An 11,699-nucleotide genomic window follows, 5' to 3' on the forward strand; every position below is an offset into this window, starting at 1 on the left:
CCCCCGCCATTGCCCCGGGCCAAGGGTGGAGCAGTGCGCCAGATCCAGGGCAGGATCAGGCGGCGTTCTTTTTCATCACGCTTGCGATGGTTTCGCCGATCACGGCGGGGTTCTCGGCGACGGTCACGCCAGCGGCCGACAGGATCTCCACCTTCTCGGAGGCGGATTCACCGAAGGCCGAGATGATCGCGCCCGCGTGGCCCATGGTGCGGCCCTTGGGTGCGGTCAGACCGGCGACATAGGCCACAACCGGCTTGGTCACGTGGTTCTTGATGTAATCCGCCGCTTCCGCTTCCTGCGGGCCGCCGATTTCACCGATCATCGCAATGACCTCGGTTTCCGGATCCTTCTCGAACCATTCCAGGATGTCCTTGAAGGAGGAACCGTTGATCGGGTCGCCGCCGATGCCGACCGAGGTCGAAACTCCCAGGCCCAGCTCTTTCAGCTGCGCCGCGGCTTCATAGCCCAGGGTGCCCGAACGGCCGATGATGCCCACGGTGCCCGGCAGGTAGATGTGGCCCGGCATAATGCCCAGCAGTGCCTTGCCCGGCGAGATGGTGCCCGCGCAGTTCGGCCCGGTCAGGATCATCCGCTTGTCCTTGGGATAGCGGTACATGTAGCGCTTCACGCGGATCATGTCCTGGGCCGGGATGCCGTCGGTGATGCAGACGCAGTAGCGGATGCCCGCATCTGCCGCTTCCATGATCGAGTCCGCAGCAAACGGCGGCGGCACGAAGATCAGCGAGGCATCGGCGCCGGTGGCTTCCACCGCTTCTTTCACGGTGTTGAAGACCGGCACGCCTTCGACGGTCTCGCCGCCCTTGCCCGGCACCACGCCGCCGACGACGTTTGTGCCGTATTCGATCATGTCCTTGGTGTGGAACCGGGCAATCTTGCCGGTGATGCCCTGGACGATGACACGGCTTTCGCGATCAAGAAGGATGCTCATTTGACGGCCCTCACACGAGTGTTTTGATCAAGGTCGTTTTTCCAGGCGCCAACGGCGCGCTCGGCGGCTTCCATCAGCGTGGTTGCGCGGATCAGCGGCAGGCCGGACTGGGCCAGGATCTTCTGGCCTTCCTCTACGTTGGTACCTGCAAGGCGGACCACTACAGGCACGTCGACCTCCACTTCCTTCAGCGCCTGGCAGACGCCTTCGGCAACCCAGTCGCAGCGGTTGATGCCGGCGAAGATGTTGACCAGAACCGCCTGCACATTGCTGTCGGACATCACCAGGCGGAAGGCCTTGGCCACCCGTTCCGGAGTGGCGCCGCCGCCGATGTCCAGGAAGTTGGCAGGCTCGCCGCCGGCCAGCTTGATGGTGTCCATGGTCGCCATCGCCAGACCGGCACCGTTCACGATGCAGCCGATGTTGCCGTCGAGGCCGACATAGGACAGGCCGCGGTCGGCCGCACGGGCTTCGCGCGGGTCTTCCTGGGACTTGTCGCGCAGCTCGGCGATCTGCGGGTGGCGGAACAGGGCGTTGTCGTCAAAGGTCATCTTGGCGTCCAGCGCGATGACCCGGTTGTCCGAGGTGACCACCAGCGGGTTGATCTCAACCATGGTGGCGTCCAGTTCGGAGAACGCCTGGTAGCAGCCCTTGAGGGTGCGCACCATCTGCTGCGTCATTGCCGGCTCGATACCCAGCTGGAACGCAATCTCGCGTGCCTGGAAGTCCTGCAGGCCAACGGCCGGCTCAACGGTCGAGCGCACGATGGAGTCGGGGCGCTCGGCGGAGATCTCTTCGATCTCCATGCCGCCTTCGGACGAGGCAACGATCATCACCCGCTGGCTGGAGCGGTCCAGCACGAAGCCGAGATAGATCTCGCGGTCGATCGGCACTGCACCTTCGACATAGACACGGTAGATGCCTTTGCCTTCGGGGCCGGTCTGGTGGGTCACCAGTTTCTTGCCGAACAGGTTCTCGGTTGCCTCATAGATTTCGGCTTCCGAGTTGCACAGCTTGACGCCGCCCGCCTTGCCGCGGCCGCCGGCGTGAACCTGGGCCTTGACGATCCATTTATCGCCGCCCAGTTCCCGCGCGCGGTAGGCCGCCTGCTCGGGGCTGTAGGCCAGCGCGCCCGGCGGAACGGTCACGCCGAAGTTGCTCAGAACTTCCTTGGCCTGATACTCGTGGATATCCATGGTCCTCTCCTCCTCATGGATGTCGGAATTCTATTACTCAGCCGGTTCCAGTTCCGGTGCGTAATGCTTGTCGAGCAGGGCGTTGATTGCCGCCATGTCAACGTTTGCGCCCATGTCGTTCATCGCCTTGCCGAAGCGGTTGACGATGTCGGTGATGGCCGCCGGGGTGATCTGGTTCAGGATGCCGATACGGACCTGGACCGGCTCCGACAGGGTCGGCCAGATGCCGAAACCAACGGCGCGGCAGTTGCCCACCAGCTCTTTTTCGCGGCCTGCCAGATCGCCGGGCAGGTTCAGAACCACCAGGCTGGTCATGTTCGAGGTCACGTCGCAGCCCATCGCAGTGACGGCGTCGCGCAGCGCTTTCTCATGGAAGGCATAGTCGCGGGCCTTCTGGGCACGGCCGTGCTGCAGGGTGATGCGCAGCGCCTCGTGGAAGGCAGCAACAGCATAGCCCGAGTGGGTGCGGTGGTAGGTGCCGGCCGCAACGTCCTCGCCGTCCACGATGCCCCAGTGGCGGGCTTCCAGGATCGGGTTGTGGACGTAGGAATGGCAGCCGTTCTCGCGCACGGTCTGGATGTACTGGTCGGTGAAGGACACCGGCGCATAGGTCAGCGGCAGGCAGAGCACGCCTTTCTGCGGGCAGGAGGCCCAGCCGGCAACGCCCGGGTAATCGTCGATCGAGAAATCCTCGATGCCCAGCGAGGATACCGCGTCGATCAGGCCCATCACGCCGTGCTTCACACAGGCGTCCGAGAAGCCTTTCAGGTCGTTGATGCGGCCCGAGCCGGTCTCCCAATGCGCCATGAAGGCCCATTTCGGTTTTTTCTCGGCCAGCACCTGCTCCACCAGCTTGCCGGAGACCGACTCGCCATGCGGCACGTCAACCACGGTAACCGAGGCAGGCTGCGGGTTCATCGCGTCGGCGGCCAGTTCATCGCGGGTGGCGGCTTTCATGCGGATGGTCATCGCGTCGATGCCCGAGAAGGTGCCGTTCTGGAAGGCCACCACGGTGTCGCCCGGCAGGATCGCGTTCAGCATGCAGTCCAGGCCCGAGAAACCGGTGCCGCCAACGCCGTAGGTGTAGGTGTTGGTGGTGCCCCACAGATCGCGCAGCATCTGCTTGCACTCGATCATGCCGCGCAGCACGTCCGCCTGCATGTGGTCAGCCAGGCCGGTGTTGGCAAAGGCCTGCAGCACGCGGGGGTCGGTATTGCCCGGGCCAGGGCCTGCGGCCAGGGTTTCCGGGATTTCCAGGCTGGGGAAGATCGTGGGTTCAGTCATCGGGGTAAGACCTCGCTGGTTTCAAGTCGGCGATGTGCCGGAGGTCCCGGGCCTTCGTCGCGGCGATCTTCACTGCGGGAAGGTTTGTTTCCTGTCGTGCAACATCTGTTAACCCAAGGAAAACCCAGGTCGACAAAACCCGCAACATTCCTATATCCTGCTTTTGGGTATCTGAATGGATAGGAAAAAACCTACCCAAACCGGTAAAAATACCGTTGTATACCGAAATCGACCCTACCCATTTGGGTGGTTTATTACAAAAGGACACATAATGGCTCCTATAAGCGACAAAGTTTCCCCGATTTCGGTCATGCTCGCTGACGCAAATCCGCTGGTGCTGTCTGCGATGTCCGAAATCTTCGACAAGGATCCGCGATTCTCGCTGGTTGCCACCTCCGCCACCGCCGAAGGCTTCCTCGGCACGGTGATGCGGGTGCCGGTTCAGGTCGGGATCATCGACTGGAACCTGCCCGCGCTTGGCGGCGCCAAGCTGATCGAGGTGCTGCGCGACCAGGCCAACGCGCCGCGGCTGGTGGTCTATGCCGACGAAAGCAGCGACGTGCCGCGCAAAGCGATGAGCGCGGGCGCGGCCGGCTTCGCGCCGCGCTCCAGCGCTGTCGAGGGGCTGCTGGACACCTGCATCGCGGTGGCCGAGGGCAAGATGGTGTTCCCCTTCCTCGACGTCCGCGGCCTGCAGACCGATCCGATCGAGCAGCTGTCGCGCCGCGAGCGCACCATGCTCGAGGCGCTGTCCAAGGGGCTCACCAACAAGGAGCTCAGCAAGGAGCTGGGGATCTCCACCAACACGGTGAAATTCCACCTGTCGAACCTCTACGAAAAACTCTCGGTCAAGAACCGCGCCCAGGCGATTGCGTTCTTCTACGCCAACCGCGCCGCCAAGGGTGATTTCCATCTCGAGGAATGACCCCCCGCGCCTCGCACGCGAGCACGCATACGCGCGTGTACGCGTGAGCGCGACGCGCAGGCGCACCCACGCGCGAATGTATTTAAATGAAAACTTTTTTCTTGACAGGAAACACCCTCATGAGGAATGCCTAGGGAGGAGAGGACGAAAACCCATACCGAATGAGGAGCGAACCCATGTCGTTTCATACGATTGAACAGGCCCCCGGCCGCCTGAACCGCAGCGAGCTGGCCATCCCCGGCTCTCAGCCGCAAATGTTTGAAAAAGCTGCAAAATCTGACGTCGATGTGATCTTTCTGGATCTCGAAGACGCGGTTGCGCCGGACGAGAAAGACCAGGCCCGCAAGAACATCATCCAGGCCCTGAACGAGATCGACTGGGGCAACAAATCCATGTCGGTGCGAATCAACGGCCTGGACACCCACTACATGTACCGCGACGTAGTCGATGTGGTTGAACAGGCAGGCGAACGCCTGGACCTGATCATGGTCCCCAAAGTGGGCACCGCCGCCGACGTTTATGCCGTCGACATGCTGGTCACCCAGATCGAAGACGCCAAGGGCTACAAGAAGCGGATCGGCTTCGAGCACATCATCGAAACCGCGCTCGGCATGCAGAACGTGAGTGAAATTGCCGCAGCCTCCAAGCGCAATGAATCGCTGCATTTCGGCGTTGCCGACTATGCCGCTTCGACCCGCGCCCGCACCACCATTATCGGCGGCGTGAACCCCGATTACTCGGTGCTGACCGACCCGGCCGCAGACGGCTCACGCGATGTGCACTGGGGCGACATGTGGCACTATGCCCTGGCCCGCATGGTGGTTGCCGCCCGCGCCAACGGTCTGCGCCCGATCGATGGCCCGTTTGGCGATTTCCAGGACAAGGAAGGCTACAAAGCCGCCGCCAAGCGCGCCGCGGTCCTGGGCTGCGAAGGCAAATGGGCCATCCACCCCAGCCAGATCGAACTGGCCAACGAAGTGATGTCGCCGTCGGATGCGGAAATCACCAAAGCACAGCGCATCCTCGAAGCCATGGCCGAAGCTGAAGCCGCCGGCAAAGGCGCGGTGTCGCTGGATGGCCGCCTGATTGACTATGCCTCGATCCGTCAGGCAGAAGTGCTGGTGGAAAAAGCCAAGCAGATCGCCGGCAACTAAGCCGCTAATCCTGTTCAAAACATTCCGCCGTCCCGGTTCCAGCCGGGGCGGCTGAACGCCGCTGTGCCAGGGAGATCCAGATGAGCGAATTGCTGACCACCGCCAAGACCCTGTTCCAGGCCGCTGTCGACCGGGCAGATCCGGCGCAAGCCCTGCGCGCCCAACTGGCATCTTCTCCCCTCGCGCCCCTGCCAGAGGGCGGCCGCAACGTTTTGCTCGCGGTGGGCAAGGCCGCGGTGCCGATGATGCGCGAGGCGCTGCAGCTGATCCCTGATGCGGCCTCGGCGCTGGCCATCACAAACCCCGAAAATCACACGGAAATTCCCGGTGCCACGGTGATCTGCGGCAGCCATCCGGTGCCCGATGAAATGAGCGCTGCTGCAGGCCAGGCCGCCATAGAGCTGGCGCGTTCTCTTGGCCCCAACGACCGGCTGATCGCACTGATTTCCGGCGGCGGCTCCGCCCTGATGGTCGCCCCTGCCCCCGGCCTGACCCTGGCGGATAAGGCCGCCGTGAACAAACTCCTGCTCGCCTCCGGCCTTGAAATCAACGAGATGAACCTGATCCGCCAGCAGCTGTCGGACACCAAAGGCGGCGGCCTCTTGCGCCACGCGGCGCCCGCACAGGTGCAGGCCTTTATCCTGTCGGACGTGATCGGTGACGACCTGCGCGCCATTGCCTCCGGCCCGACCGTGTCGCCAATCGGCACGCCCGCAGAGGCGCGCGAGATCATGCAGCGCGCAGATATCTGGGACAGCGCCCCCGAAACGGTCAAAACCCATCTCAGTGCCGCTGAGACGGCGCAGGATACCCCGCCCCCGGCCGCAAACACCCTGATCGGCTCCAACCGCCACAGCCTCAAGGCAATGATGGCAGCCGCAGCAGAGGACTGGAGCCCCAAGCTGGTTTCCCACCGGCTGGTGGGGGATGTGGCAGAGGCCGCAGAGACCGTTGTCAAAGCCGCAGAATTGGCCCCTCAGGACAAACCAGTTGCGCTGATTTTCGGCGGCGAAACCACGGTCCAGCTCACCGGCACCGGCCTCGGTGGCCGCAACCAGGAACTGGCCCTGCGTGTGGCAAAACTGGGCGCCGAGCGGCTCAGCGGCGACTGGCTGTTCCTGTCAGGCGGCACCGACGGGCGCGACGGCCCAACCGATGCCGCAGGCGGTATCGCCACCCCGGCAACTTGGAACGCCATCAAAACCGCAGGACAGGATCCGGAAGCGCTGCTGGCCAATAACGACAGCTATGCCGCCCTCAAGGCCGCAGACGCGCTGCTGATGACCGGCGGCACCGGCACCAATGTGGCCGACGTGCAGGTCTTCCTGCGCATGCCGGGCTAAGGCCAGGCCGCTCCCGCTTTCATCTTTCCGAAAATACTCCCGCCGGAGGCTTCCACGCTTCCGGCGCCCTGCATAGGCCTGCGGCTTTACACGCTGGCCGCAACCTTCTTCTCGCCCCATTCAGCGAGATCATTGACCAGTACCAGCGCCACCCGGCGGAACACCATTTTCAGCCGGTCCACATGCGGCCCTTCAAGCTTGAGATCCGCCAGCGCCTGATCCATGCATTTCAGCCAGTTCTCGGCGTCCTCTTCCGTGACCGGCACATGCGCGTGCATCAGCTTCACGTCCATATGGCCGTGTTTTTCCTGATAATACTTCCGGCCGCCCAAAAAACCGGACAGGAAGTTGAACTGTTCGATCCGGGCATGATCCATACCGTGGCCGCGCTTGTGCAGTTTCACAATCTGCGCGCCGGCTTCAGTCTCTTCGACAATGTCGTAAAACCTTTCGACGAGGGCGCGGACCACGTCCTCGCCCCCGATCTGATCAATCAGCTTCTCTGCCATCTGTCCTCCCTGCCCCGCGGGCGACCGCAGGCCTCAGGATTGAGGCCGCGTCTTCTTGGGGTCGTAATGGGCAAAGGGTACAATCTTGGCGGGCAGGCGTTTTTGATGTCCGTCAAGTTTGCCGATTTCCACCTCGGTACCGGCGTCCGCATGGGCCACATCCACCCGTGCCAGCGCGATGTTCTTGCCCAACAGCGGCGAGCGCATCGACGATGTCACCTCGCCGATCTGCGCCCGGCCGATGTGGACGCAATCGCCATGCCCCACGTCGATCGCCGAGTCGATATCCAGCCCCACCAGCTTGCGCGCCGGTGTGGTCTTGCGCCGGATCAGCGCGTCGCGGCCGATGAAATCATCCTCTTTCGACTTCAGCGGCACGGTAAAGCCGATACCGGCCTCAAACGGGTCGGTCTGATCGCTGAAGTCGTAGCCTGCAAAGATCAGCCCGGCCTCGATCCGCACCATGTCCAGCGCTTCCAGCCCCATCGGGCGGATGCCATGCGCCTGGCCGGCCTCCCAGACCGCATCAAAGACCTCGCTGGCGTGTTTCGGGTGGCAGAAGATCTCATAGCCCAGCTCGCCGGTGTAGCCGGTCCGTGACACCACCACAGGCACGCCATCCTCACCGCCGATCCGCGCCGGCGTGAAGCGGAACCAGCCCAGTTCCTCCAGCTTGGGGTTATGCGGCATGGTCCAGATAATCTTCTTCAGCAGATCGCGGCTTTCGGGGCCTTGCACCGCGATATTGTGCTGCATGTCGGTCGAGGAGCGGATCAGCACATTCAGGCCCAGTTTCTCAGCCTGCTCGCGGATCCATTCCCCGCCGTAATCCGAACCGCCAATCCAGCGGAAGTTATCCTTGCCCAGGCGGAACACAGTGCCGTCGTCGATCATGCCGCCATGCGGGTAGCACATCGCGGTATAGACCACCTGCCCCACCGCCAGCTTCTTGATATTGCGGGTGAAAATATACTGGCACAGCGCCTCGGCATCAGGTCCGGTGATCTCGAACTTGCGCAGCGCGGACAGGTCCAGCACCACCGATTTCTCGCGGCAGGCCCAATACTCCTCCAGCGGCCCGGTCTCGGCATAGCAATTGGCCAGCCAGAAGCCGTTGTACTCGATGAAATTGCGGGTCAGCTTGCTGAGGCGGTCGTGGAAACCGGTTTCCTTGGTCATCTTGGGCTCCGATTCAGGGGTCGCGCGGAACGCAATCGCCCGCTTGAAGGTCTCTTCTCCGCTGTAGGTGCGGACATGAATGTCAGTGGGGTTCCAGCCGTTGGCAGCGCTGGTGTCATCCGGGCAGGCGGAACTCACGCAGACCAGATCGGTCAGCGCCCGCAGCAGCACATAATCGCCGGGCCGGGTCCAGGGCTCATCGGCATACATCACGCCGTGATCGTCGAGCCCGGTGTTGAAGAAGAAGTTGATCGCCATCCAGCCCGCCCGCGGCGTCACGCCGTGCTGGGCCAGTGTGCGGTTGAAGTTGTCCGAGCAGTTCACATGGCCCGGATAGCCGATATCGTCGTAATACTTCGCCGCACAGGCCAGGGCAAAGGCATCATGGCGTCCCACAGTGTCCTGCACCACTTCTACCAGCGGCAGCATGTCCTGATCATAGTATTTCGCATGCAGCCCCGGCATCGGATAGGCATGGCCCATCAGCGTGCGGGTAGTGGTCACATCCAGCGCGTGCTCAATCCCCTTGTCCAGTTTACGAGCGGCAAAGCACTGGAAATCGGTGCACTGGCGGCCATCCACATCGATGATCTGGATGTAGTCGCCAGCCTTCACAAAGTAGCTCTCGGCGGTTGCGCTATGCACCCGCACTTCGTTCACCGGCTCGGCCAAAGGATCGGGCAGTTCAAACCGCGCCACCTGCTTGATCACCGCCCGCTTGACCATTACGGTCAGCGAGGTCGCGGTGTCCTGCTTCTCAAAATCCATGATGCCGCCGGGCGCCGCGATGATCACCACCCCGTCACGCTGCGCGGAAAAGCTCTCTTCGGCCTTGGCAGGCGTCGTGCTGTCGAAAAACCGCACCGCGCCGCCCTGTGCCAAGTCGATGCCGCGCGCCTCCATCCCCATGCGCAATCCGCGCAGGGACTGATCCGAGGAAGTCAGCAGCGCTTTCAGTCCGCTTGCATTGCTATTGGCGGCAGCGCCGATGAGGCCCGCATCGATGCGCCCCTTGTCCTCAGCGGCAACGATCTCGCAGGGCTGGCCGCCCTCATCGTTGATCACCGTCACGGTGTCGCCAGTCTCCACCCGGATGAGGATCGCGCCGCAGCCTTCGACCACATAACGCTCGGTTCCCTTGGGCAGCGAAAACACCGACGGCTGATACAGCCCGGAGGGCTTCGGAGGCCCCTTGACAACCTCAGGGAAGCTCATGTCATTCATCGCGCATCTCCTGTTGGACTCCGGCCATTTATTGCACGGTCGGAATATTTATTTATTGAAAAGAATATTCCGCTCCTCCACTATAATCAACAAACATGTTGATTTTCTGCGGAAAAATGGCAATTGCCCGGGATGCGGCATTTTCCTGGGGGTGAATGCCGCAAACGAAAGGATAACAGCATGCACTCGCTGCTTCTCGGTCTGATCGCGGCCCTGGCCTGGGGCATTCATGACCTCTGTGTGCGGTTTGTCTCGCAGAAAACCAGCATTCTTCCAGCCATGCTCATCGTGTTCAGCACCGGAGCGATTCTGGTTGCCGGGGCCGCCGCCGCATTGGGGGACTGGCAGGCAATGACCCTGCAAGCCGCCTGGCTGGCCGGTCTTTCGGGCACTCTATTTGCCTTGGGCTCTTATGCACTCTACCGCGCCTTCGCGCTTGGGCCGGTCAAGCTGGTGGCGCCGCTGGTTGGCGCCTACCCGGTGCTGTCGCTGGGCATGGCGATGCTGCAGGGCCAGCCCATCGGCACCGGCCACTGGCTGGCCGTGGCAGCCGTGGTTGGCGGCGTCGGCTGCATTGCGGTTTTCTCCACCGAAGACGACGGCAGCCCGGTCAATCTACAGGCAGCTGCCTGGGGCGTAGCCGGTGCCATCGGTTTTGCACTGACCTTTGCAACCGGCCAGGCCGCCACCCATGCCGGCGCCGAGCTGCCGGTCCTGATCGTGACCCGTCTGGCTGCGATCCTGCTGCTGCTGGGCCTAGCATGGCTGGCCCGGATGGTGCAGCTGCCCTCGCGCAAGGTGCTGCCGCTGCTGGTTCTGATGGGTGCACTGGACGCGCTTGCTCTCGGACTGGTGATCTACGCCGGAACCTTGCCGCGTCCGGAATTCGCCTCGGTTAGCGCCTCGCTTTTCGGCCTGGTCACTGTTGTGCTCGCTTGGCTCGTGCTGCGTGAAAACATGAACCGCGCCCAATGGATCAGCGTCGCCGTCACCTTTGGCGGCATTGCCTATCTGGGGCACTGACCCCGGCAAGCTGCTGTACCCGTTAGCTGGGCAGCCCCGCGCTTTTCATCTTTCCATAAAAAACTCCCGCCGGAGGTTTCCGGCGGGAGCGGGTTGTTCAGCCAGTGCTGTTCTGCGTTACGCAGTGAGGCCTTCGGGCTCGGCCAGGTTGTTTGCGCGGCAGCAGGCGGTGACGGTGTTCGCGAGCAGGCAGGCGATGGTCATCGGGCCGACGCCGCCGGGGACCGGGGTGATGGCGCCGGCGCGCTCGGCCGCCGAGTTGAAGTCGACGTCGCCGACCAGCACGTTCTTGCTGTCGCGCTCGATCCGGTTGATGCCCACGTCAATCACGGTGGCGCCTTCCTTGATCCAGTCGCCCGGCACCATTTCCGGACGGCCCACGGCCGCCACCACGATGTCGGCGCGGCGCACCACTTCGGGCAGGTCCTTGGTGCGCGAATGCGCGATGGTCACGGTGCAGCTGTCGCCCAGCAGAAGCTGCGCCATCGGCTTGCCGACAATGTTGGAGCGGCCGATCACAACCGCGTCCATGCCCGAGATCGAGCCGTGATGGTCGCGCAGCATCATCAGGCAGCCCAGCGGGGTGCAGGGCACCATCGATTTCTGACCGGTGCCCAGAAGGCCGACGTTGGAGATGTGGAAGCCGTCCACGTCCTTTTCCGGCGCGATCGAGTTGATCACCAGATCCTCGTCCAGGTGCCCCGGCAGCGGCAGCTGCACCAGGATGCCATGCACCGATGCATCGTTGTTCAGCTGGTCGATCAGCGCCAGCAGGTCGGCTTCCGAGGTGTCCGCCTCCAGCTTGTGCTCATAGGAGTTCATGCCGACCTCGACGGTCTGCTTGCCCTTGGAGCGTACATAGACCTGGGAGGCCGGATCCTCGCCCACCAGCACCACCGCCAGGCCGGGGGTG

Annotated in this window: 10 protein-coding genes; 4 read left to right on the top strand and 6 right to left on the bottom strand. The window is 63.1% G+C overall.

What is annotated here, in order from left to right:
• Positions 1-55: 55 nt before the first annotated feature.
• From sucD to RA19_RS18850, 3 genes are read right to left on the bottom strand one after another with little or no spacing between them, the layout of a single operon-like run.
• Complete coding sequence (gene sucD, locus RA19_RS18840) at positions 56-949, bottom strand: succinate--CoA ligase subunit alpha (protein WP_039165562.1); 894 nt, start codon at positions 947-949, stop codon at positions 56-58.
• Positions 946-2,145: a malate--CoA ligase subunit beta gene (locus tag RA19_RS18845; RefSeq protein ID WP_039165563.1), complete on the bottom strand. Its 1,200-nt coding sequence runs from the start codon at positions 2,143-2,145 to the stop codon at positions 946-948. Before RA19_RS18845 ends, sucD begins: the two co-directional genes overlap by 4 nt.
• A 33-nt stretch (positions 2,146-2,178) precedes the next feature.
• Positions 2,179-3,429, bottom strand: a complete 1,251-nt coding sequence (locus RA19_RS18850; RefSeq protein WP_039165564.1) for an aminotransferase class V-fold PLP-dependent enzyme — start codon at positions 3,427-3,429, stop codon at positions 2,179-2,181.
• 310 nt (positions 3,430-3,739) lie between these two features.
• Here RA19_RS18850 and RA19_RS18855 point away from each other — a divergent pair, with 310 nt between their 5' ends.
• The 3 genes from RA19_RS18855 to RA19_RS18865 all read left to right on the top strand — a co-directional run bounded on the left by RA19_RS18855 (position 3,740) and on the right by RA19_RS18865 (position 6,851).
• A complete protein-coding gene (locus RA19_RS18855) occupies positions 3,740-4,354 on the top strand; it encodes a response regulator transcription factor (protein ID WP_039165575.1) in 615 nt (204 codons plus the stop codon).
• 176 nt (positions 4,355-4,530) lie between these two features.
• On the top strand, positions 4,531-5,508 hold the full coding sequence (locus RA19_RS18860; protein WP_039134764.1) for an HpcH/HpaI aldolase/citrate lyase family protein: 978 nt from the start codon (positions 4,531-4,533) through the stop codon (positions 5,506-5,508).
• Positions 5,509-5,588: 80 nt separating this feature from the next.
• Positions 5,589-6,851 (top strand): glycerate kinase type-2 family protein, encoded by a 1,263-nt coding sequence (locus tag RA19_RS18865; protein WP_039165566.1) that lies wholly within the window; start codon positions 5,589-5,591, stop codon positions 6,849-6,851.
• An 86-nt stretch (positions 6,852-6,937) separates the two neighbouring features.
• On the opposite strand, the gene RA19_RS18870 is transcribed toward RA19_RS18865, so the two are convergent.
• Positions 6,938-7,360, bottom strand: coding sequence for a group II truncated hemoglobin (locus RA19_RS18870; RefSeq protein ID WP_039165568.1), 423 nt, complete (start codon positions 7,358-7,360; stop codon positions 6,938-6,940).
• 33 nt (positions 7,361-7,393) lie between these two features.
• Positions 7,394-9,763, bottom strand: a complete 2,370-nt coding sequence (gene tdm, locus RA19_RS18875; RefSeq protein WP_039165570.1) for a trimethylamine-oxide aldolase Tdm — start codon at positions 9,761-9,763, stop codon at positions 7,394-7,396.
• Positions 9,764-9,943: 180 nt separating this feature from the next.
• Between tdm and RA19_RS18880 the strand changes: the two genes are divergently transcribed.
• Positions 9,944-10,786, top strand: coding sequence for an EamA family transporter (locus RA19_RS18880; protein WP_039165571.1), 843 nt, complete (start codon positions 9,944-9,946; stop codon positions 10,784-10,786).
• Between the two features lie 117 nt (positions 10,787-10,903).
• Here RA19_RS18880 and RA19_RS18885 read toward each other — a convergent pair.
• A partial coding sequence (locus RA19_RS18885) for a bifunctional methylenetetrahydrofolate dehydrogenase/methenyltetrahydrofolate cyclohydrolase (RefSeq protein WP_039165573.1) occupies positions 10,904-11,699 on the bottom strand: 796 nt, incomplete at its 5' end.

Origin of the sequence: Leisingera sp. ANG-M1, assembly GCF_000813745.1 — a bacterium.
Taxonomy (GTDB): Bacteria; Pseudomonadota; Alphaproteobacteria; order Rhodobacterales; family Rhodobacteraceae; genus Leisingera.

Excerpts from the sequence above, each read along its gene's own strand:
- RA19_RS18865 (WP_039165566.1), top strand. The coding sequence starts at position 5,589 with ATGAGCGAATTGCTGACCACCGCCAAGACCCTGTTCCAGGCCGCTGTC.
- RA19_RS18860 (WP_039134764.1), top strand. The coding sequence starts at position 4,531 with ATGTCGTTTCATACGATTGAACAGGCCCCCGGCCGCCTGAACCGCAGC.
- RA19_RS18855 (WP_039165575.1), top strand. The coding sequence starts at position 3,740 with ATGCTCGCTGACGCAAATCCGCTGGTGCTGTCTGCGATGTCCGAAATC.
- RA19_RS18845 (WP_039165563.1), bottom strand. The coding sequence starts at position 2,145 with ATGGATATCCACGAGTATCAGGCCAAGGAAGTTCTGAGCAACTTCGGC.
- RA19_RS18850 (WP_039165564.1), bottom strand. The coding sequence starts at position 3,429 with ATGACTGAACCCACGATCTTCCCCAGCCTGGAAATCCCGGAAACCCTG.
- sucD (WP_039165562.1), bottom strand. The coding sequence starts at position 949 with ATGAGCATCCTTCTTGATCGCGAAAGCCGTGTCATCGTCCAGGGCATC.
- RA19_RS18880 (WP_039165571.1), top strand. The coding sequence starts at position 9,944 with ATGCACTCGCTGCTTCTCGGTCTGATCGCGGCCCTGGCCTGGGGCATT.
- tdm (WP_039165570.1), bottom strand. The coding sequence starts at position 9,763 with ATGAATGACATGAGCTTCCCTGAGGTTGTCAAGGGGCCTCCGAAGCCC.
- RA19_RS18870 (WP_039165568.1), bottom strand. The coding sequence starts at position 7,360 with ATGGCAGAGAAGCTGATTGATCAGATCGGGGGCGAGGACGTGGTCCGC.